Genomic DNA, 21,058 nt, shown 5'->3' with positions numbered 1-21,058 from the left:
AAAAAACCTTTTTTATCGTAGCGCTAATAGGAATTAAAAATCAATGAGTTACAGTGATGCGTAAAAAAGGTCATGAACGTATTTCGATAGGCCTATGCCAGGTATCTGCATATGCTATGAATATACAATCGAATGATTAATATCTATACTTAGCTTATGTTTTAGCCAGCAATAATAAACGGTAAGTGGCTGGCTTCATTTTATATGAAGAAGGAGGTGCATCATGCGTATTGTTTCGGTATTTAAAAACGGTAACAACCGTGCCATTCGCTTGCCGCGTGATATGGACTTTGAAGGGGTCAACGAACTGGAGATCGTGCGTGAGGGGGATACCATCATGCTGCGTCCGGTCAAACCCAATTGGCATTCGTTTCTGCAAGAAGAGCGCGCTGACGCTGACTTTATGACAGAACGTCAGGATGTAGTCGAAGAAGGGAGATTCGAGCTGTGAGTCGTTTGTTCATGCTGGATACCAATATCTGTTCCTTCATTATGCGTGAACACCCAACAGCGGTGATTGACAAGTTACAGCAGTGCACATTGCGGCGTGATCGGATCGTGGTTTCTGCCATCACTTACGCTGAAATGCGTTTCGGGGCGGTTGGCAAAAAAGCCTCGCCGCGCCATATGCAACTCGTTGATGCTTTCTGTCGTCGGCTTGATGCGGTATTACCCTGGGATAGCGCTGCGGTAGACGCCACCACAAAAATTAAAATCGCACTAGCCGCTGCTGGCACGCCTATTGGCCCAAACGATACGGCCATCGCTGGTCATGCTATCAGCGCTAAGGCCATATTGGTCACCAATAATCTGAGAGAATTTGAGCGAGTACCGGGACTGACGTTGGAAGACTGGGTTAAATAATCGGCCAGTCTGACCGGATGATGTCTGGCGAAGTGAACATCCTGATATTTGTTAAGCTGCCTGCGCGGCAGTGAACGGCGACCATTCAGGTACGGATTAGTGCTGTCATTTCTAAGCTGCCTATACGGCAGTGAACGGGCTTTCTTTTGTAGGCTCATTCAACAACGCTTTCTAAGCTGCCTATACGGCAGTGAACTACGCTGGGCCGTGTTAGCAACTTGGGCGTCCTTTCTAAGCTGCCTATACGGCAGTGAACGTGATGGATTTCGATATTTGCTGCTGGAATCTTTTCTAAGCTGCCTATACGGCAGTGAACGCTGTCATTACAGATTCAACAACATCGCCTGTTTTCTAAGCTGCCTATACGGCAGTGAACTTCTTTTAGCGCTGCAATGATGAATCTCTGACTTTCTAAGCTGCCTATACGGCAGTGAACTGCTCCTGCTTTAACTTCTTCCGTAGCATCATTTTCTAAGCTGCCTATACGGCAGTGAACTTTGAGGTACAGTTATGTCAAAAAGTTATCCATTTCTAAGCTGCCTATACGGCAGTGAACTTGACTTGCAGCGGGGAATACCTGCTTAAGCTTTTCTAAGCTGCCTATACGGCAGTGAACCGTTACGGTTTTACGCTAACCACCAGATTGTTAAAGAGAATATTCATTTTATCGCGGAAAACCCTTTTTTATTAGGGCGACCAACCGCAATTAAAAATCAATAACTTGCAGCTGGTCGCCAAAAAAGGGTCAGAACCAGGGAACGGTAGCTTCTGCGCTTAAACCGTAGGAAGAGAAGCGGCCGGCGACAGGGGCGTCCTGTAGCGGGCCATGTTCCACAAACACGAAAAACATCTGCCCGTTGGACAAGCTCTTAATTTGCACAAATGGCAGTGCGCTGCGTTTTTCCACCGCGTCGGGAATTCGTGCTGCGGCTTCCGCTTCCGTTAGCCAGCCTTTGTTCACCGAGCGTCGGCGCAACCGTTTAGCGCTGCTCTTGAACTGAACGCGGCGTACGGTGCGAAATTTCACGCCGTTGGGTACGGCTTTACACTCAGAAACCCGCGTATAATCCCGCAACCCTTTCAGCCAGGCCGTTTGCTCCAACGTAGAGAGCGCCTCTTTTGTACCGTGCAGTCGCAGACATTCCCCCAGCGTTTTACCCACGTTGGGAAAGCTGATCCCAATCTTGCCATCCGCCACCTGTCCGAGCACTCGGTGCAGTTTGGCAAACAGCGCGTTCAAGAGCTGCGAGGCCGTGAACTCGGGATCGGGCTGGACGCGAATATCAATGTAGTGATCCATACCGCCACCTTATTCGCCTTTTTCACCGAACACGCCGCCGCGAATTAGCGTGGCAATCACGTAATGCTGCTGCTCCGGTGCAGGAACATCCCCTTTAATCACCCAGTTATCCAGCAGCGTGTAAAAATCCATCTTCTCTTTGGGCTGGCGGTAGGCTTTACCCCGACTGGTGACGGAACCGTAAGGTTCGACGGCAATTGGGCCAGCCTCATCCGCCGCGGGATACCAGTCATCAACGGTACGCAACGCGTTACCGATTTTCTGTGAGTGAATCGCGGCGACGTCATTGACCTGATAGAGGATCTTGCTCTTGCCATTGCGTGCTTTGTCGTCAAGCACCAGTTCCTGAGAAGGGAAGACTTCCTGACCGTTGCCGAGCTGCACATAGGCTTCCACGGTAAAAAGCACCGATGAGTCGCCAGCTAGCCCTTGCTCAATCGCCTGTGCCAGTGCTGCAAGGTCACCTGTTGGCTGGCTGAACTCACGCAGTGAATAGTCTTCGCCGTTAAATTCCCAGCGTTGTTCACCTGTGGTCACCACCACGCGAATGGCTTCCGCCCCGACGCGGTTGCGCCACAGAAAACGACCATTTGCGATATTTTCCGCATAGCGTGCCGCCAGTGTGCCAAAACCCTGATCCTGAGCGTATCCGGTGATGATGTTACCCAACGCGGTTTGATAATCCTGATCGTTACAGACCGAAGGCTGCGCGAGGTTACCCAGCACCCGCAGAGTAAACACGACTTTCAGGGTATCGGCACCGAAGGGAAGGGCGGCAACGTCTACGGTTTGCAGGTTGGCTTTTTGGATTTCTGCATCCAGCTTGGCCGGGTCGCTGGTGAGGGCATTTTTCAGGCGGTTGGAGATCGTCCCGCGCACCGATTTCTCCTGAATGGCAATAGGTGTCCAGCTATCCTGCTGCGCCCAGTTGCCTGCGTACATTACCGCGTCCGAATTCGCCAGCTTGCGTTCAAAAGCCAGTACCGATGCAGTTTTTAAACTTGTTGGTGCTTTTGCCATGATGTCGTCCTTTTTAGTAATCGAATTCGTAGGAAGTGTCTTCTGCTGCTGAATGGGTGTCTGCTAATTGGTGGCAGTGATAATCGCCGTTCTGATAGTCGTACTCCCAGAATATCTGGCCGATATCACTGATGCGATGCGCGCCTTGCCATTCCCCGATGCCGTAGGCGGCTTCGGCAAAACAGAATGGCGTGTGCGGATCGCGGGTTTTATCGACTTCACCGGGTGCATAAAGCGGCGAAATAGCGCGGTAACCGACCATTAACGGGATCAGGAAGCCGCCACCACCGGGTTTGGGTTGGTACTGCCACTGTACATTGCTCCCGTTGGGATCGCGCTCTGACCGCATTTTTAACGCGGCAAAATCCAGCCAGGCATCAATCAGTTCCGCTTGCGGATTATCCTGCTGTAGCGTCTGGAAATGGTCATACAGCAGCGATGTGCGATCTTTTAGTACAAAGCCAGGTAACAAACGGCGCATAACTTTACGGGTTTCCGCTTCGTCGTTGGGTAATGACTGAAGGATGACGCGCTCGATATCGACAATCGTGCCGCCCGCCAGCCGCTGGCACTGTGCCTGCTGGGTGAGGAAATCACGCAATGCCGTGGTATCCGCCGGGATCTGGCCCTCGCAGCGGATTAACAGCGAGACGGTCATGTGCATACGGCCTTCTTCATTGAAGGCGGCGGTTTTCGCTTCTTTGGTCAATGGATTGCGGGTCAGGGCAAAACTCCGTTCCCAGCTAGAACCGTAGGCGTGTAGCTGATGTTGATGGCTCACCACGCCGCAGCCGTCCAGCGTCAACCCGTGGCTGGCCTGTAACTTGCGTGACAGCGCATGGGTAAAACCAAGAAAGTGCGTAATAGCGGGGAAGCCATAGGTCAGCCCGGCGATGGCGTTGGCATTTTCGACCTTGATACGCCGCAGGATAAGTAATGTGCTCATGCCAGATCCTCTTTCAGTGCGCTTTCCATTTCACGCATCCGGCGCTTGAACAGCGCAGCGGTAGACCATTCGCGGCGTTCGACTTCGCCGAAGATCAAATCTTCATGCTTGAGCCGACGGTTCAGCCAGCGGCCAAAATCGTAGGCCACGGCCTTTTGCCAGTCTCCTGCTTCACGCTCGCGGCGGAAAACCGTATCCGTTTCTGCACGATAAGGATCGAGCCACAGCTGCTGGGCGCGTTTCAGTTCAGACTCTGTGCTCCAGCCGGAGGGCAGGTTTTGGACGCTGGCGACATAAAAGAAGAGCTGATCGATCAACTGGTCGAGATAACGCAGGCGCTGTTGACGAATGTCGCGATTGTTTTCCACCTCTTTGACGCTAAGCAAAAAGCGCTGCATCTGCGCTAAGGTCGCTCGGGTGTGATAGTCCACCTCGCCGCGTGGACGGAAAATAGAGTCATGCTGCTGTGGTGGTTTTTCAATGCTGTTCCACTGTGGCGGTGCGCTGCTGAGCAAATAGGAACGGCCGCTGCGGCTGCTATTGAGTGAGGAAATATTTTGCGGCTTGGTGCCGCCCATATTCTGTACTGCCAGATAGGGGTAGCTGATGGCGAGCTGGTCGTGCCACTGATTTGCTTTTTGCGCCTGACGGATCGCTTTGGCTTCGTCACCAAAGCGCATGGTGTTAATCCGCTGGTGGAGCGCTTGCGCCAGTGAAGAAGAGTAAAGTGGGCTGAGCAGATGATATTCACCGTTTTCTGTTGGGAAATAGATCTGTTTGGCTAGCTTATGTGAACTGGGCTGGCGATCGGTGAAGACCTGCTGAAACCCTGCCAGCCACTGTGCGAGCTGTTCCGGGGTTTCTGCCAGTGCTTCTAATGCACGGTGATCGCCACGCTGTAGCGCCGCGACCAGCGAATCCCCGTCGTGTTGAGTCTGGAGCAGTTTGGCGACATCAAGGGCGGCGGCGTTTCCCACGGCATCGATAGCGGGTTGTGCCAGCGTCGCAGTGGAGAGCGTTTTGGCCTCTGTTACCGTTTCAGCGCTAAAGACGCTGGTGCCTTTGGCATCGCTGTGGGTAAATTTCAGCGCGTGGGTGACCAGGCTGATTTGTCCAGCGCGGCTGGCAGCATCGCTTAACCACGCGCGAACCTCATGTTTTTGCTCGATCTCTCGCCGCTTCTCGGCTAGATCCAATTCCTCTGCGGCTAACGCTTCACCGCTGAGCGTCGCACGCTTCTTCTCCGCTTCTTTATCGAACGCATCCAGTTTGGCCTGCTTTCGCGTGCTGATGTAGGACACGATGAACCGTGTCAGTCTGCTTTCTTCCATTCCTCCTCCTATTGTTATTCTTGTCACTGTCCAAACACTCCCAGCAGTGGGTGCCAGAGCCAGTCTTTTTCCTCGTCTTCCCGCAGGCGGATTTCGCCGAAGCGAGCGCTAACCCGTTCGAGTTCCCACTGTTTCTCATCCGCCAGCCGTTGGTATAAGGCGTGGTAGTCGGGATCGATCCACGCACAAACGCCCTCTGCCATGTGCAGTGACGTGGGGCGGATCACATCGCTTGGCTTCCAGCCGCTGGGGCCGTCGTCCGGTATCATGAAAACGGCATCTTCATCGTCATCGGCGATCCACAGGGTGTACGGTTCATCTCTGTCGGATTTTCGAAAGGGCGTGCGCCGCTGTAATTCACCGTTCCAGTGCGGATGTGCGCGCCACCAGAAGGCGGCGGGCGGGCGTTTCAGGCCATCGAGCTTTTGATTTTTGAGACCAAGCAGCGTTTTTCCTAAAACAGCATGTTCTAACGCCACCAGTGAAAACGGTTTGGTGAGGGCCGGCGGTTGCACAATGCGCGGGACGGCGTTGAGATGACGGTAGTCCTCCTCCTGCAATAGATGACGAAGGTCGTGCGTATCCAGCCGTTCGTCTTTTGACTCAAAGCCGGGTTTACAGTACGCGATATCTTCCCCTCTCAGCGCGCGAATATTGTGGCTAAGTAGGCAGATATTGGGGGTTTTAGGCACATGCTGTTCATCCTGCCGATGGCGCAATATTCGTCCGGCGAGTTGGATGAATGAACGCATTGAGCTGGGTTCGACAATCGCCCAATCGTAATCATGATCTCTACCCACTTCGGCGACCGAGGTCGCCAGCACCACAAAGATATGATGCTGCTGTGGTGTGTTTTCTATCGCCTGACGAATTTCATCGACCTGCCATAGCGCCTCGGCGTCGTTACGCATCAGCGCGGCATCAAGCCGTTGCTCAATATAGGAACGCATCGCCAACGGATGTTGGCTGTGATAAATGCAGTAATGAATACAGGTGTCCGGCGGTGAGGGGATGGCAAGCAACTGGCGGGCGACGGCAACCAACGGGTTGATGTTTGCCGTTCTGACCAGCCCCAGCGAGACGATTTTTCCGCTCTTATTCTGCTGATGGTGCTGTAAGTGCAAATCGCGTATCAGCGGGTGGATCGCCTGTGCGACGGCCAGATGAACATCATCTTTATTTTTGCTGGGGCTGCTGACGGGAACAATGGAAGCTAGCCGGAGCGGGAGTTCCTCTTTGATAAGACTCTTCAGTCGCTGCTGAACGAACGCATCATGCTGGGTCATGAATCCTTTCACATCGCCGTACTGCTCATGCTGACAATCAAATTCATCAAACCAGCCGCAGCACACGTTCAAGGGCGTATTCGGTGTACCGTAAGCCTGCTGCCAGGCAGCACGGCCATCAAGATAGGCACCGAACAGCGCACAAATTAACGCCGGTGGCAACGTGGCTGATGACAGCAGCACGCGTGAGCCCAACATTCCAGCCCAGTTCACCAGTCGGCACAGCGCAGGCAGATCTTCCAGACCAAAATCATCCGGTTCATCCAGCACCAGATCGGCGGTTAATAGTCTTAGCATTGGGGCAATCTGGTGGCCGCCGCGCAGACTTTCTGTGGCGGGCATCAGGTGGTCGATGGTGGTGATCAGCACCGGCGCACTCAGTAATTGATGCAGGGTTGGGCTACGTTCCAGCCACGTCTTTAAACGACCATCATCCAGCGAACCGTCGTAACGGACATATTGATGTTCAGAGAACAGTGGATCGGCGGATTCACTGCCCGTCTGCGCTGTGTTTTGTTGGCGTGTCTCATTTTCCAACTGCATTTCATGGAGATCTTGCACGGCCTGTGAACCAATCAGCACCGCTAAGTCGTCCTCTTCCAGCTTTAGACGCTGCCGCAGCGCATCGCCGGTTTGCAGCGTCAGTGTTCGCAGCCCCAGTGCGACCGAGAAGCGACAGCCGAGTGCTTCGTCCGACAAGCCATACATAATTCGAGCGTTAGCGAAGGTTTTCCCCCGGCCTGTCGAGGCCATGTTGATGCCGAAAAATCCATGCTGCTTGCTGGATTCGCGAATAGAACAGGCGAGATCGAATGCGCGATCCTGCCAGCGAAAGCGCGGGTGCGTGCTGCGCTGACGAAATCCTTTGTGGCGAGTAATTGCGGGTAGCGTGTCGCGCAGGTTCGGCAGGCTGCGGCCCAGCAGCAGAGCATTTTGCCCGACGCCGACGCAGTGTTCGTCCAGCTTCTGTTTACATTCAGGTTTACTGCCACGATGATCGGTGTTCGCCCAAACCGGATAAGCGGGATCCTGCCAGCCCGCTGTTGGATCGCCTGCTGAATAATGGTGGTCAGCCAGCATGAGTGCGAGACGCGCCAGATGCACGGTCAGCCGTTGATCTAACTGAGCGAAATGCATGAATGAGGGGAGCTTTAGCGCTCGACCCGCAAACTTGTGCGCCTTCTCACGCCAGACGCTGCTGCGCAGCGGTGTGCCATGCGGAAACTGCCAGTTTCGCTCAAGATCGGACGGCGTGACATCGGGATTGCGATGGTTAAGCGCGTTCCAGCGTGGAGAAAGGTGTTCGGTTAGCCAGGTATCCGAATGGCCCAAATCCGGCGCGTTGCTGTTTGGATCGGGTGTTTTAGGGACGTTAAACACCGGCAGCCGATGGTGTGACACAATCAGCCAGGCGATAACCTGCGCCAGCGGTGGCAGGGTCAGAAATGGCGTGTCGTTCACTGCTGGCGTATCTTGCTTTAGGCTGGCGAGCAAAGCGACTTCGGCTTCCGAAGTGATGCTACTGAGTGCGGTTAACCAGCCTTTGTCGTCTTGCTCCCCCACGAAAGCCTGAAATAGCCGCAGCGATACCCACTCATGACGATACGGTTGGCTACGTGGGCCTGCGCCGCTCAACCCTGACTGGAATAGCGCATTGGCCTTGCCGACATCGTGAAATAACCCAGCAATAGCCGCCAGCAGGCTAAACACTTCGGCGCTGTGCCACGGGTTTTCATCTTGCGAGCGCAGAATATCGCGGCTGGTGGTGTTGGTCGGCACGCTCCCTTGTGCATTAAAACGCCGTAAATTACCGACGATCCACAGCAGTTCCGTATGATTCGCACTGCGAACCCAGTGACAGGCGACGGCCGTGTTACGACGCGCCGTTTTGCGCAACAGCTTGCGTAGCGTGTTCAGCCCTTCCTGCGTAATAGCGGTTTGCCACGTGCGCTCGCCCTTGCGTTCAGCAAACTGATCCAGTATCCGGCGGGTTTCGATCAGCGCGCGCTTATTGCATTCTGAAATCAGCAGAATGTTCATCGACCCACCTGACTCAGCTTGCTAGCGACATCCTGCAAGCTGCCGATCATCACATCCAGCGCCTCGGATTGTTGAAATGCGGTCAGGCAGCGCTGACGAAATTCTTGCTCATCTTCGCCTTCCATTGCGGCAATAAACGCCTGCGGTAGTACGAGTGCGTCCTTAATTAAATCGGCAACGTCGAATACCAGCCCGCCGCGGCGAGTTTTACCGTGTAACACGGCTAACCCGTGCGGCAGACCCAGCACCCATGTTGCGACGGCAGCCAGCCCATAAGCCAGATAGTTGCCGTGATCGAGAAAGCGGTTAGCCAGATCGGTGCCGCCGCCGCGTTTGGCACGGGTAAAGTCGCCATAGCTCACGGCATTAGCGGCCAGTTTGTACAGGGCTTTGGTCATCATCGCTTCCTGCACCAGCACGTCATTGCTGCTACGGCAGTCGGTTAGCCCTTTTTCATAGCGATCAAGAAGCGCCTGAAGATGGTCGGCCTTAAAGGTAAAGCGGGATTCGCGGGACAGGCGCGAGCCCAGCCAGTGCTGACGAATTTGTGCTACCCGCACCTGTTGAAAAGCGATGGCGGCGGCCAGCCTTTTCTCATCATCGAACCAAAAGCTGACCCAGTCCTGCAAATACTCAGTTGGCCGATATTCGCTCTGTGGCGATAGCCAGGATACCGCGACTTCCGCCTCGTTGGCCGCAAACAGCGGTGTGCCGCCGCCGCCACAAAAGCCAACCATCACACCGGCTCTGGCAAATTCCCGCATCGCTGCCTGCGTGACGGAGGTGCCGGTTCCCAGCATCACCACGCTGGTATTGGCGATGGGAATATTCCAGTACAGAGACTGATTTCCCTCTTCCGTGACATATTCGACACGACCACCGTTAATGAGAATACGGCAATGCTGGAGGTAATAAACATTGGCGCGTTTGGAATGCAGAATAGTTTTTAAGTCCGAAGGGCTAAAGGCGTTATCCATAATGTATTTTCTGCCGCAATCGATAATAGCTGTGACGCCAGCGAATAAATCGCAGGCTAACTATTTGATAAGAAAAATATAATCTTCAGAAAACTAACGAAAATCAGACTATCACAAATATTCTGGGAAAGTGGTGGCTGCCAAAAATATTACCCAGACGCAGACCCTTTTTATTTGGCCTGTTTCACAGGATTAAAAATCAATAGGTTACGAAAGGACGGAAAAAAAGGGTTTTTGCAGGGAAAACGGCAATTGCTGCTAATAAAACAAACCGTTAGAGTGATCGGGAAACGGTTCACTGCCGGATAGGCAGCTTAGAAATGAACTCGCAACGCCGATCCTGCTCGAGACTTAGTTCACTGCCGGATAGGCAGCTTAGAAAACGTTCATTAATGGGCTTAGCGGAAATTATTTGTTCACTGCCGGATAGGCAGCTTAGAAACGCAACGGAAAATTACATACGCTTGAATCAATGTTCACTGCCGGATAGGCAGCTTAGAAATGGTTTTTTTAAAGCAGTTAGCCCGATTAAAGGTTCACTGCCGGATAGGCAGCTTAGAAATTTCATAATTACAAGCGAGACAATACGCGAGGGTTCACTGCCGGATAGGCAGCTTAGAAAAGTACGCAGAGAACCAGTGATTAGCTGGTAAGAGTTCACTGCCGGATAGGCAGCTTAGAAATACGCTCTAAATCAGATGCACAAATAGCAGAAGTTCACTGCCGTATAGGCAGCTTAGAAACTGAGTTCTGCCAAAGATCATGCAGATACTGCGTTCACTGCCGTATAGGCAGCTTAGAAAAACCAGCAATGCTGACGGGTCACGACTCGCACGTTCACTGCCGTATAGGCAGCTTAGAAAAATGACCGCCATCAGCCCGCCATGTTTCGCGGGTTCACTGCCGGATAGGCAGCTTAGAAAAATAATTCGATTATGAAAACGTAGCTGGTCAATGTTCACTGCCGCATAGGCAGCTTAGAAAAGTGGCAACGGGTACATTGAGCTTGGTTAACAGTTCACTGCCGCATAGGCAGCTTAGAAAATCATCGTGAATCTATCGGCCAGCATAATAATGTTCACTGCCGTATAGGCAGCTTAGAAATTTAAACTCGATAAACTTGCAACTCGGCTGAGGTTCACTGCCGGATAGGCAGCTGAGAAAGAAACGTAGCGAGCCTGAGTATTCCGGTTCGTGTTCACTGCCGTACAGGCAGTTTATCCCCAGTTTTAAGCACCATGATCTGGCTCTTATCGAGGTAGCACTATCGGCAGTGTTTGATGCGTTATCGTCTTTAAATAACGTATTTTTGATTCCCTTTTTTCGTAACATTTTTAAGTAACGGGTTTCTTTGTGGGGAATGGAAAATTGCGAATTGGGCATTATTAATATTTAAAAATCATCATTTTTCCGTTAAAGTTCCCTTACAGGGAAATAGTGCGTTGACTTAAGTCAAATTCAAGGGAGTGAGTGGCTGTGAAATACGATCCGGTTTTAAAAACACTTGTTGATGATGACTATCGGTTAGAAGATCATCTTGATTTTAAAAAGCAGCATGCTGATATTAACTATCAGAAATTACATGCTCAACTCAATGAAATAAATAACGATAACATTCATGCCATATTAACTGCGCAGGAAGCGGCGTATTTTTTACAGACGTTATGCACACCTAACCCTAATCAATCGTGGAAAACGGCCATGTTTGGCTGTACCGATCCTGTTTCATCGTTTGCCGGAAACATCGCAGAAGCCGTGTCTGTGAGCCGAATCGTGGTGGAGATGAAAGGGTTCGGCGTCACGGCAACGGAATATGTCGGGAAGAATGGCAGTAAGTACATAAAATTATCTGGCTATCCGGGGGTAAGGAAATATTTAGATGCCACCCGATATTTAGTCGGTAACCAAAAAATACTCGATATGGGGATTGGTACGAAAGGTATTGAAAGCGGTATTGCGACTGGGGCAAGGTTCTGCATTATTTTTTCAGCCGCTTATCGAGCCGTTGAGTTGATGTTGAAAGATGAATACGTCCTAACCGATTTCTTTGTTAATTTAACGATGGATGCGGAAAAACTGGCTGTATCGGTTGGGGTTGCCTGGGGAGCAAAAACATTAGCGACTGGACTTATGGCTACGGGGTTCAGTGTTATTGGCATTGCTTTTGGCATCTTTGCTATTGGGGTGATAGTCAGTCTTTCATTACTATGGTTGGATAATGAGTATAAAATAAGTGAGACGATAATAAAAAATTTGAAATCGCATAAAATACAATATACACCATACCATCCCGATCAATTCTTTCATGCATGGGGGAGAGTCAGTCGTGGTTAAGATAAATAGACCATTTTTTTTCATATATTCAGTTTTTATTTTTATTCTTTCATGCTGGGGAGGATGGTTCTCTTTAAGCGGGTATATTGATTTCTTTAATCTAAATGATGTTATTTCATTTTCATGGAAACTCGGGGTGGTAATTTTTCTAGTCCCAATAGTGTTCCAGTTTTCTTATTTTGGTTTTTTTTCTGCTGTAAAAAATAGACTAATTAAAATGAATAATAAAATTTCAAATGTATCGGTTATATTTGCTATTTTTGGTGCTGCGGTGAGTTTATTTTCATCTATGTATATCACTTATAGCCTTAATGAGCAGGGTTATAAAATCTGTCCCAAGAACTCATGGATAGCTCCCAATAAGTATGTGAAAGACATCGCTCTTTGTAAAGAGTAAGAAGAAAAATGGACGTCTGATAGGGAATATTTTTTCATGCCTAGGGGGGAGTCAGTCGTGGTTAAGGTAAATAGGCCATTAGTTGGTACATTTTCAGTGTTTATTGCTATTATTTCCTGCTGGGGATGTTGGTTTTCTTTAAGTGGATATTTAGCTTTCTTTACATTAAGTGATGTAATCACTTTCTCTTGGAAAGTTGGCGTTCTAGCATTTGCAATGCCGCTATTATTCTATTTTTCATATTTGGCATTTTATTCTGCAATGAAAAATGAATTACCAAGAATGAATAATAAATTAGCGGATAGACTAGCAGTAATCGCTATAATTGGTGCCGTGGTGAGTTTGTTATTATCGATATATATGTCACATAGCCTTAGCCATCAAGGCTATGAAATCTGCCCTAAACACTCCTGGATGGATCCTAATAAGTATGTGAAAAATATCTCTATTTGTGATGAATGGTGAATAACAAGCACAACTAATAAGATGTGCCTGTTATCAAAGGCCATAAATCTTAGAGGCTCATTTCCTCCCAAATACTGTAACCCGACGTTCCCGCGATTTTGTGGTTCCATGCTATGGTTTTATATTTCAGCTGGACTTTTTCATACGGCATGATGTCGTTGTTATCGATGACGTGTGGATAGACACAGGTGACGTCGACAATGCTCGCATCGGTTAAGGTCACTTCGTAATAAAGTTCTAACTGCCCAGCGGAATTGACACGATAGAAATAAAATGTCATATCAACATATAGATCAGCGAGATAGTGATTTATGCCCGCAAAGAGAGAGTTTCGTGCGCGTTGACGAATGCGATTATTTGCAACGTGAGTCGTATGCGCCCGACACGGGGTGTTCAATCGCCATCACCCCGTGGCCCCTGGCTTCTCGCGGGAAATAACGCCGCTTAGCGGTGCCTTCGGCGATCGACTCCGCTGTCGGGCCGACAGCGACGCGTTCCCGACGCGGCGCTGACTTTCGCGGCGTCCTGCCGCTCACCCGGCGGTTTCGTTCACCTCAGCGTTATTTTTACGCGATATGAAATAATAAAAATCAACGTATTAAAATAAAATCAGATTTACTCTGTTTTTCTGACGAATCCGCCTTTCCTTTTGCAGGGAATATAGATCCTAACCTGAATTTATTTCTCGCCAGTTTAGCCAGATGCGCATATCAAATTCCAGCTGGTGATAATCAGGGTCCATATGGCAGCAGAGTTGATAGAAGGCCTTGTTGTGATCTTTTTCTTTGAGGTGGGCGAGTTCGTGTACCACGATCATCCGCAGGAAATCTTCTGGCCCGTCACGAAATAGCGTCGCTATTCTGATCTCATTGTTGGATTTTAATTTTCCGCCTTGCACACGTGCCACAAACGTATTGGTGCCCAGCGTCCCTTTTATCGGGTTCTGTTTATTGTCGTAAAGCACCTTTGATATCGCCGGGGCGTTTTTTAGATAGCGCTGTTTCAGTTCGGCCACAAACTGATAGAGCGACTTGTCACTCTGGATCTGATGACGGTCAGGATATCTTTTTTCCAGCCAGGGGCCGAGTTTGCCTTGATCGAGGAGCGTTTGTACTTGGGCAACAATCGCCGGAGGGTAGCCGTTCAGGTAGCGTAGTTGAGTCATGGGATTTTTATCACACAAGCCACTGAGTTAAGCGAGTTCACAACGGTGAGCCGGTTAAGCCAGTGGCTTTATTATTTTACGATTTACTGAATTGCGGCGAAAGCCGCAGCGACGCGCTGGACGTTGCTGTGGTTCAGCCCCGCCATACACATACGGCCGCTGGCGATCAGGTAGACGCCGAATTCTTCACGCAGACGATCAACCTGTTCTGGGCTGAATCCGGTGTAGCTGAACATGCCACGTTGGGTGAGCAGATAGTCGAAGTTACGGTTCGGCAGCGCGTTTTTCAGTGCCGACACCAGTTCCTGACGCATGCTCAGAATGCGGGTACGCATCTCTTCGACTTCCGCTTTCCAGTCAGCGTTCAACTGCGCGTCATTCAGGACTTTAGAGACCACCTGGGCGCCGAAATTCGGTGGGGAAGAGTAGTTGCGGCGGACGGTGGCTTTTAACTGACCCAGCACGCGCTGTGCGCTGTCGGCATCGTCACACACCACGGAAAGGCCGCCGACGCGCTCACTATACAGTGAGAAAATCTTGGAGAACGAGTTGGCGATGAGTGCCGGTACGCCCGCGCTGGCAACGGCGCGAATCGCATAGGCATCCTGCTCGATCCCGAGGCCAAAGCCCTGATAGGCGATGTCCATAAACGGAATCAGCTCACGCTGGATGATGACCTCAATGACGCGATCCCACTGTTCGGTGGTGAGGTCAGAACCGGTCGGGTTGTGGCAGCACGGGTGCAGCAGTACGATGCTGCGCGCTGGCAGCGTTTGCAGCGTGGTCAGCATGGCGTCAAATTTCACGCCCAAGCTTTCGCCATCGAAATACGGGTAGGTGTGAACGTTAAAGCCCGCGCCCTCAAAAATCGCAATATGGTTTTCCCATGTTGGATCGCTGACCCACACTTCTGAATTCGGGAAGTAGCGTTTCAGGAAATCCGCACCCACTTTCAGCGCACCGGAACCGCCCAGCGTCTGGATGGTGGCGATGCGACCGGCTTCCAGCGCTGCGTGGTTTTCACCAAACAGCAGGTGTTGGATCGCGGTACGGTAAGGTTGTAACCCTTCCATCGGCAGATAAGAGCTCGCGCTCTGCGCTGGCTGTTTCAGGCTGCTTTCAGCCGCACTGACGGAGCGCAGCTGCGGGATAATATTCTGCTCGTTGTAGTAGAGCCCGATACTCAAATTGATCTTATCTGCTCTTGGATCCTGTTTGAATTTTTCCATCAGAGACAGGATAGGATCTCCGGCATAGGTATCAACGTTTTGAAACACAGTGTAGCTCTCCTGAGTGTGTCATTTTTATGGGTACCGCAACCCCGACGATGGTGGGGGACAATCAGGCCGCATAACGGCCAGGGCGATGATTCATCGCGATAATCAGGTTCAGAATGGTTGCCCCCAGAATCGAAGCAATCAACATGGGTATGCTTACCACGAACAGGGAAGTCAGCACAATCACAACGTCAACGCCCATCTGGAGTTTTCCCGCCCGCAGGCCATATTTGTCCTGAAGATACAGCGCCAGAATATTCATGCCGCCGAGGCTGGCCTTATGGCGGAACAGCACCACGAAGCCAATACCGGTGATGATATTGCCAAACAGCGTGGCATAGAATGGGTTGAGCTGATCAAAATGAACGAACATCGGGTGCAGATCGGAAAACAGCGACACCAGCCCGACGGCGCAGAAGGTTTTCACCGTGAATTCCCACCCCATGCGGCGTAAGGCCAGATAATAGAAGGGAAGGTTCAGCAGGAAAAAGGCGACACCAAAGGAGACGTTGGTTAGATAGTGGATAAGGAAGGCCATGCCTGCGGTGCCGCCGGTGAGTGCGCCAGCCTGACGCAGCAGGATGACGCCAAACGACACCATCAGCGTGCCAATCAAGATCGCCAGAATATCTTCCAGCAGCGTGTGTGATATTTTTTGTGTGGGAATAACGTTATCCATGGTGAGCACTCAACAGATTGTCGTAAAAACATGTGCTTACCAAAGCAAGAATCGCACCAGATAGTGCCGCTTAGCGACTGGCCTGTATGTAATATCGCCTGCAATAAGAGCAACGCATTGAATTATATGAGTGAAAATAATGCGTGATTCATGCGTTTGTTATTCTTTATTTGGTTGGTTCGTGCGTTTCTTGTGATTTATTGCGCGAATTATTCCTTTCTTGCACCAAATAGAGGCGATTGCCCCAATTTAGGGCAACGCAGGCCGTTCCGGCATCATCAAACCGTTCTCTTTGAGGCGGTTTAATACCACTGAGGTTTTCAGGTGTGCGACGCTCTTGTTCTGCGACAGAATCTGGCTAATCAGCGTGCTGAGTCCGGGTAGATCTGCCACGGCGACTTTTAATAGGTAATCGGCATCGCCCGTGGTTTTATAGGCGTCGATGATGGCGTCCACTTCTCCCAGCATCTGGTGAAAACGCTCAACGTATTCGCTGGTGTGGTTAATCAACCGTACTTCAATTAGCCCCAGGCATTCCAACCCAACCGCGTTTGGCGATAGGCGGGCATGATAGCCGAGAATCAGCTGTGCCTGTTCTAGCGCGATGCGACGGCGGGAACACTGCGAGGCGGAAAGCCCAACCAGATCGCTCAGTTCCTGATTGGTCAGGCGGCCATTCGTCTGTAGCAGCGTCAGGATTTTCAGATCGAAATCATCAATGTGGTACATCGCGTTTCCTAAACAGTATCAGGCAGTCGGCCAAACAGACTACCAGCTTTTTAGGCCGCGTTGCCTATGAGTTTTTTATTCCTGATTTTAGGAGCGTTTTATTTTCTTAACTGCCTGTTCGGCAGTGAACGTACAGTTCGTGCATAGCCATTTTTTGTCTCATTTCTAAGCTGCCTATACGGCAGTGAACCTTTAGTCTTGAGCACAACGGGGTGCGCTGATTTTCTAAGCTGCCTATACGGCAGTGAACAGCTTCCTGCGTCTACAGCGCACATCTGCTCTTTTCTAAGCTGCCTATACGGCAGTGAACATCAATGGTGTGCAGTGTGCAGCATTTCATTATTTCTAAGCTGCCTATACGGCAGTGAACATGACTTTGTCCATCGCCAGCCCTTCATCATCTTTCTAAGCTGCCTATACGACAGTGAACACTGTGACTCTATCAGGAAGCCCACAAACACATTTCTAAGCTGCCTATACGGCAGTGAACTCGCAACACTCAGCCAGCGCTGGATGATTCGCTTTCTAAGCTGCCTATACGGCAGTGAACTCGCAACACTCAGCCAGCGCTGGATGATTCGCTTTCTAAGCTGCCTATACGGCAGTGAACATGGACGTTGCATGTGTGACACTGTAGCCAGATTTCTAAGCTGCCTATACGGCAGTGAACGTGCATTGCGGCATATTGTGGCTCCGTATATGTTTCTAAGCTGCCTATACGGCAGTGAACAGATCCATAGCAGTCAGCACTTTCGACTCTCTTTTCTAAGCTGCCTATACGGCAGTGAACGGTAAGAATTTTTCACTAATCATTAGATTATTAAAGAGAATATCTTATTTTCTCGGAAAAACCCTTTTTTATAGTCGTGGCACCGAGTGATTAAAAATCAGTAAGTTACGACTCGTCGTTAAAAAAGGGTTGAGAAGATGCCTGCTACAGGTTTTATTCTCCACCCCATCTGATCCAATCCGCATCACTCCACAATGATCCGCTCGTCATTGTCTCCCAGACAGATACTGAGCTGCTGCCCGTCAGGGCTAAAGGCGCAGTAGGGGAGGGGTTCACGTAGGTAGAGATGTAGCGGAAGCGCTAGATAAAGCGCAACGAGCAGCAGTGCGGCGATGGCTTTAGCATACGTTGGGCGTGGTGCTATCGGGTTGCGCCGCGCGTGTCGATATTTCACGATGCCGATAGCGGCCATGCCTGCGCCTACCAGCATGGAAACATACAGCTCACCGGGCATGGGTGAGAGTATCAAATTGTCGTTTTCATACTCTTGCCAATATTGAACCCGCCACAGGGCGCTGATGCCGATTTGCACCAGTCCTGCAAGCACCCAGGCAACACGCCATCCCGAGAGCCGAAAGAGCGCCAGAAAGCAGAATCCCGACGCCGCGAAAGACCAGTAAATCAGATCGAACATCGCGCTAAACATGCCGCCAAACAGCGTGCCGCCGACATCCGTCGGTTTCAGGGTCGAGTAATTAATGAAGGCAAACAGCGTCAGGATAGCGGATGCGGCAAACCAGCTTGCCGCATAGTAGATAACCCGTCTGAAAGCCGGCAAGCCATGAGCCTGCCGATAAAAACCAACCAGTCCGTTTTTACTCACCGTCGACGTATTCCAATACGGTGCGCTGTGTTAAGCGCGTAATCAGTTCGTAGGCGCTGGCGCCTGTATGCGCGGCAATGCGTTCAACCGGTAGCGTCGGCCCCCACAGGATGACTTCATCGCCAACCTTGTCCTGCGCATCCGGCCCTAAATCCACCGTGATCATATCCATCGATACGCGGCCGGAAAGCGGCACCTCACGCCCGTTGATGAGCACGGGCGTGCCAGCTGGCGCGCAGCGCGGGTAGCCATCACCGTAGCCGACGGCGACCACGCCCAGACGAGTATTGCGCGGGCTGGTCCAGATGCCGCCGTAACCGACCGCCTCGCCCGCGTGGTGTTCGCGAACGGCGATCAGGTGCGACGTAAAGGTCATCGCAGGCTGGAAGCCGAAATGCGCGGCGTCTTCGTTATCCAGCGGCGACACGCCATAGAGAATGATGCCAGGGCGGACGCGATCGCGGTGCGACTGCGGCCACAGCAGAATGCCGCCGGAGGCTGCGATGGACTGTGCGCCGGGTTTATCCTGCGTAAAGGCATCGAAGCAGGCCAACTGGCGTTCGGTGGTGCCGGCTTCGGGCTCATCGGCGCGGGAAAAGTGGCTCATGATATTGACAGGCTGAACCACATTGCGACATGCGGTCAGACGCTGCCAAAACGCGTCGGCGTGTTCCGGCAGAACGCCAAGCCGGTGCATACCGGTATCGAGCTTCATCCACACGCGTAGCGGCTGTGACAGCGTAGCCTGCTCCAGCGCGGCAAGCTGTTCGGGGCTGTGAACGGCGGTTTCTAGCTGGTGCTCGACCAGAAGCGGAAGGTCGTCGGCGGAGAAAAAGCCTTCCAGCAGGACGATAGGCTTGGTGATGCCCGCCGCGCGCAACGCCAGCGCTTCGGAGAGGCGTGCGACACCGTAGCAGTCAGCGTCGCAAAAAGTATGGGCAGCGTCGATCATACCGTGGCCATAGGCGTTGGCTTTCACGATGGCAACGACCTGGCTGCCAGGCGCGAGCTGGCGGATACGTTGCAGGTTGTGGCGCAAAGCACGCCGGTTAATGACGGCAGTTGCCGTTTTCATTCTTTTTCCTTAGTGCAGTGTTGTCATTGCTGAGCGCTGCGTTATTCATCGTCATATTGTGGGCCGGCATAGTTATCAAAGCGCGACCACTGCCCGTTAAAGGTCAAACGAACGGAACCAATCGGGCCGTTACGCTGTTTCCCTAAAATGATTTCAGCGATGCCTTTCAGGTCGCTGTTTTCGTGATAAACCTCATCACGGTAGATAAACATAATCAGGTCGGCATCCTGCTCGATGGAGCCGGATTCACGAAGATCCGAGTTAACCGGGCGCTTATCGGCGCGCTGTTCCAGACTACGGTTAAGCTGCGACAGGGCGACGACCGGAACCTGCAATTCTTTTGCCAGCGCTTTGAGCGAGCGGGAAATTTCCGCAATTTCCAGCGTACGGTTGTCGGACAGCGACGGCACGCGCATCAACTGCAGGTAGTCGATCATGATCAGGCTCAGGCCGTCATGTTCACGGAACACGCGGCGGGCGCGGGATCGCACTTCGGTTGGCGTCAGGCCGGAGGAATCATCGATGTACATGTTGCGCTTTTCCAGCAGGATCCCCATGGTGCTGGAAATACGCGCCCAGTCCTCGTCATCGAGTTGGCCGGTACGAATGCGGGTCTGATCCACGCGGGACAGCGAAGCCAGCATACGCATCATGATCTGTTCGCCGGGCATCTCCAGACTGAAGATCAGCACCGGTTTATCCTGCATCATCGCGGCGTTTTCACACAAGTTCATCGCGAAGGTGGTTTTCCCCATCGATGGACGGGCGGCGACGATGATCAGGTCAGATTTCTGCAAGCCTGCGGTCTTTTTATCCAGATCCTGATAGCCGGTAGACACGCCAGTTACGCCGTCGTGTGGGCGCTGATACAGTTGTTCGATACGAGAAACGGTATCTTCCAGAATGCGGTCGATGCTTTTTGGGCCTTCATCTTTGCTGGCGCGGTTTTCGGCGATTTGGAAGACGCGGGATTCCGCGAGATCGAGCAGATCTTCACTGCTACGCCCTTGTGGATCGTAACCCGCATCGGCGATCTCATTGGCGACGGAGATCATTTCACGCACCACGGCGCGCTCACGCACGATATCGGCATAAGCCCCGATGTTCGCGGCACTTGGGGTGTTTTTTGCCAGCTCAGCCAGATAGGCGAAGCCACCGGCGGATTCCAGCGAGCCTTGTAGCTCGAGCGATTCGGACAGCGTAATCAGATCGATCGGTTTGCTCATTTCGAGCAGACGCTGCATCTCGGTGAAAATCAGGCGGTGGGCGCGGTTATAGAAGTCGTTCGCGACAACACGCTCGGCGACATTATCCCAGCGTTCATTGTCGAGCATCAGGCCACCCAATACCGATTGCTCCGCTTCCAGCGAATGTGGCGGAAGTTTCAGACCTTCCATCTGGCGGTCACGGGGTTCATTCGATTTATTGGTGGGTCTTTTCTCTGCCATGAAACGGGTTCTTTACCGGTTGATTTACCATTGGATTAGGGGGCATTGTATATGCCACACGTCCGAAATAACACAATCGGATACCTATAATGGTGAAACGATGAACCTGTCA

General features: G+C 51.6%; 18 protein-coding genes, 1 pseudogene and 3 CRISPR repeat arrays. Of the genes and pseudogenes, 5 read left to right on the top strand and 14 right to left on the bottom strand.

Annotated elements, in window-relative coordinates:
• The first annotated feature begins 223 nt into the window (after positions 1-223).
• Together vapB and WCT94_RS09360 are read left to right on the top strand one after the other, a co-directional pair.
• On the top strand, positions 224-451 hold the full coding sequence (gene vapB, locus WCT94_RS09365) for a type II toxin-antitoxin system VapB family antitoxin (RefSeq protein WP_011095187.1): 228 nt from the start codon (positions 224-226) through the stop codon (positions 449-451).
• Between the two features lie 11 nt (positions 452-462).
• Positions 463-864, top strand: a complete 402-nt coding sequence (locus tag WCT94_RS09360) for a type II toxin-antitoxin system VapC family toxin (RefSeq protein ID WP_431892030.1) — start codon at positions 463-465, stop codon at positions 862-864.
• 48 nt (positions 865-912) lie between these two features.
• Positions 913-1,480: direct repeats of the CRISPR family, unit length 28 nt; unit sequence TTTCTAAGCTGCCTATACGGCAGTGAAC.
• A 129-nt stretch (positions 1,481-1,609) separates the two neighbouring features.
• Here WCT94_RS09360 and cas6f read toward each other — a convergent pair.
• Genes cas6f through cas1f form a run of 6 tightly spaced genes read right to left on the bottom strand, consistent with a single transcriptional unit; the run spans position 1,610 to position 9,764 of the window.
• Positions 1,610-2,164, bottom strand: coding sequence for a type I-F CRISPR-associated endoribonuclease Cas6/Csy4 (gene cas6f, locus WCT94_RS09355; RefSeq protein WP_336869250.1), 555 nt, complete (start codon positions 2,162-2,164; stop codon positions 1,610-1,612).
• Positions 2,165-2,173: 9 nt separating this feature from the next.
• The gene (gene csy3 / locus WCT94_RS09350; protein WP_248721514.1) at positions 2,174-3,184 is read right to left on the bottom strand and encodes a type I-F CRISPR-associated protein Csy3; all 1,011 of its coding nucleotides are present in this window, start codon (positions 3,182-3,184) and stop codon (positions 2,174-2,176) included.
• 13 nt (positions 3,185-3,197) lie between these two features.
• A complete protein-coding gene (gene csy2 / locus WCT94_RS09345; protein WP_336869247.1) occupies positions 3,198-4,130 on the bottom strand; it encodes a type I-F CRISPR-associated protein Csy2 in 933 nt (310 codons plus the stop codon).
• A complete protein-coding gene (gene csy1 / locus WCT94_RS09340; protein ID WP_336869246.1) occupies positions 4,127-5,461 on the bottom strand; it encodes a type I-F CRISPR-associated protein Csy1 in 1,335 nt (444 codons plus the stop codon). Before csy1 ends, csy2 begins: the two co-directional genes overlap by 4 nt.
• A gap of 23 nt (positions 5,462-5,484) precedes the next feature.
• The gene (gene cas3f / locus WCT94_RS09335; protein ID WP_336869244.1) at positions 5,485-8,787 is read right to left on the bottom strand and encodes a type I-F CRISPR-associated helicase Cas3f; all 3,303 of its coding nucleotides are present in this window, start codon (positions 8,785-8,787) and stop codon (positions 5,485-5,487) included.
• A complete protein-coding gene (gene cas1f / locus WCT94_RS09330; RefSeq protein ID WP_336869243.1) occupies positions 8,784-9,764 on the bottom strand; it encodes a type I-F CRISPR-associated endonuclease Cas1f in 981 nt (326 codons plus the stop codon). Before cas1f ends, cas3f begins: the two co-directional genes overlap by 4 nt.
• A 293-nt stretch (positions 9,765-10,057) precedes the next feature.
• Positions 10,058-10,928: a CRISPR direct-repeat array (repeat unit 28 nt; unit sequence GTTCACTGCCGTATAGGCAGCTTAGAAA).
• 312 nt (positions 10,929-11,240) lie between these two features.
• Here cas1f and WCT94_RS09325 point away from each other — a divergent pair.
• From WCT94_RS09325 to WCT94_RS09315, 3 genes are read left to right on the top strand one after another with little or no spacing between them, the layout of a single operon-like run.
• Positions 11,241-12,098: a hypothetical protein gene (locus WCT94_RS09325; protein ID WP_336869242.1), complete on the top strand. Its 858-nt coding sequence runs from the start codon at positions 11,241-11,243 to the stop codon at positions 12,096-12,098.
• Positions 12,091-12,495: a DUF1240 domain-containing protein gene (locus WCT94_RS09320; protein WP_336869240.1), complete on the top strand. Its 405-nt coding sequence runs from the start codon at positions 12,091-12,093 to the stop codon at positions 12,493-12,495. The genes WCT94_RS09325 and WCT94_RS09320 overlap by 8 nt, the downstream gene beginning before the upstream one ends.
• A gap of 57 nt (positions 12,496-12,552) precedes the next feature.
• Positions 12,553-12,960, top strand: a complete 408-nt coding sequence (locus WCT94_RS09315) for a DUF1240 domain-containing protein (protein WP_336869239.1) — start codon at positions 12,553-12,555, stop codon at positions 12,958-12,960.
• Between the two features lie 49 nt (positions 12,961-13,009).
• Here WCT94_RS09315 and tssD read toward each other — a convergent pair.
• From tssD to dnaB, 8 genes and pseudogenes are all read right to left on the bottom strand, one after another.
• Positions 13,010-13,246: pseudogene (gene tssD, locus WCT94_RS09310) on the bottom strand (type VI secretion system tube protein TssD); the annotation flags it as partial.
• A 381-nt stretch (positions 13,247-13,627) separates the two neighbouring features.
• The gene (locus WCT94_RS09305) at positions 13,628-14,125 is read right to left on the bottom strand and encodes a M48 family metallopeptidase (protein ID WP_205947639.1); all 498 of its coding nucleotides are present in this window, start codon (positions 14,123-14,125) and stop codon (positions 13,628-13,630) included.
• Between the two features lie 83 nt (positions 14,126-14,208).
• Positions 14,209-15,402, bottom strand: coding sequence for an amino acid aminotransferase (locus WCT94_RS09300; RefSeq protein ID WP_336869237.1), 1,194 nt, complete (start codon positions 15,400-15,402; stop codon positions 14,209-14,211).
• A 64-nt stretch (positions 15,403-15,466) separates the two neighbouring features.
• The gene (locus tag WCT94_RS09295; RefSeq protein WP_336869235.1) at positions 15,467-16,081 is read right to left on the bottom strand and encodes a YitT family protein; all 615 of its coding nucleotides are present in this window, start codon (positions 16,079-16,081) and stop codon (positions 15,467-15,469) included.
• Positions 16,082-16,330: 249 nt separating this feature from the next.
• Positions 16,331-16,810: an Lrp/AsnC family transcriptional regulator gene (locus WCT94_RS09290; RefSeq protein WP_010279234.1), complete on the bottom strand. Its 480-nt coding sequence runs from the start codon at positions 16,808-16,810 to the stop codon at positions 16,331-16,333.
• A gap of 102 nt (positions 16,811-16,912) precedes the next feature.
• Positions 16,913-17,600: a CRISPR direct-repeat array (repeat unit 28 nt; unit sequence TTTCTAAGCTGCCTATACGGCAGTGAAC).
• A gap of 184 nt (positions 17,601-17,784) precedes the next feature.
• Positions 17,785-18,423, bottom strand: coding sequence for a hypothetical protein (locus tag WCT94_RS09285; protein WP_336869234.1), 639 nt, complete (start codon positions 18,421-18,423; stop codon positions 17,785-17,787).
• Positions 18,416-19,498 carry an alanine racemase gene (gene alr, locus WCT94_RS09280; protein ID WP_336869233.1) on the bottom strand — a complete coding sequence of 361 codons (1,083 nt, stop codon included), beginning with the start codon at positions 19,496-19,498 and terminating at the stop codon, positions 18,416-18,418. Before alr ends, WCT94_RS09285 begins: the two co-directional genes overlap by 8 nt.
• 41 nt (positions 19,499-19,539) lie before the next feature.
• The gene (gene dnaB / locus WCT94_RS09275; RefSeq protein WP_010279223.1) at positions 19,540-20,946 is read right to left on the bottom strand and encodes a replicative DNA helicase; all 1,407 of its coding nucleotides are present in this window, start codon (positions 20,944-20,946) and stop codon (positions 19,540-19,542) included.
• Positions 20,947-21,058 lie beyond the last annotated feature (112 nt).

The sequence above is a fragment of the Pectobacterium sp. 1950-15 genome, from assembly GCF_037136835.1.
Classification (GTDB): Bacteria; Pseudomonadota; Gammaproteobacteria; order Enterobacterales; family Enterobacteriaceae; genus Pectobacterium.
The sequence above is the reverse complement of the archived record's forward strand: the minus strand, read 5'-3'. Positions and strand labels throughout refer to the sequence as shown.

Bases quoted from the DNA above. Each gene is read 5' to 3' on its own strand.
- vapB (WP_011095187.1), top strand. From the start codon at position 224: ATGCGTATTGTTTCGGTATTTAAAAACGGTAACAACCGTGCCATTCGC.
- WCT94_RS09360 (WP_431892030.1), top strand. From the start codon at position 463: ATGCTGGATACCAATATCTGTTCCTTCATTATGCGTGAACACCCAACA.
- cas6f (WP_336869250.1), bottom strand. From the start codon at position 2,164: ATGGATCACTACATTGATATTCGCGTCCAGCCCGATCCCGAGTTCACG.
- csy3 (WP_248721514.1), bottom strand. From the start codon at position 3,184: ATGGCAAAAGCACCAACAAGTTTAAAAACTGCATCGGTACTGGCTTTT.
- csy2 (WP_336869247.1), bottom strand. From the start codon at position 4,130: ATGAGCACATTACTTATCCTGCGGCGTATCAAGGTCGAAAATGCCAAC.
- csy1 (WP_336869246.1), bottom strand. From the start codon at position 5,461: ATGGAAGAAAGCAGACTGACACGGTTCATCGTGTCCTACATCAGCACG.
- cas3f (WP_336869244.1), bottom strand. From the start codon at position 8,787: ATGAACATTCTGCTGATTTCAGAATGCAATAAGCGCGCGCTGATCGAA.
- cas1f (WP_336869243.1), bottom strand. From the start codon at position 9,764: ATGGATAACGCCTTTAGCCCTTCGGACTTAAAAACTATTCTGCATTCC.
- WCT94_RS09305 (WP_205947639.1), bottom strand. From the start codon at position 14,125: ATGACTCAACTACGCTACCTGAACGGCTACCCTCCGGCGATTGTTGCC.
- WCT94_RS09295 (WP_336869235.1), bottom strand. From the start codon at position 16,081: ATGGATAACGTTATTCCCACACAAAAAATATCACACACGCTGCTGGAA.
- WCT94_RS09290 (WP_010279234.1), bottom strand. From the start codon at position 16,810: ATGTACCACATTGATGATTTCGATCTGAAAATCCTGACGCTGCTACAG.
- alr (WP_336869233.1), bottom strand. From the start codon at position 19,498: ATGAAAACGGCAACTGCCGTCATTAACCGGCGTGCTTTGCGCCACAAC.
- dnaB (WP_010279223.1), bottom strand. From the start codon at position 20,946: ATGGCAGAGAAAAGACCCACCAATAAATCGAATGAACCCCGTGACCGC.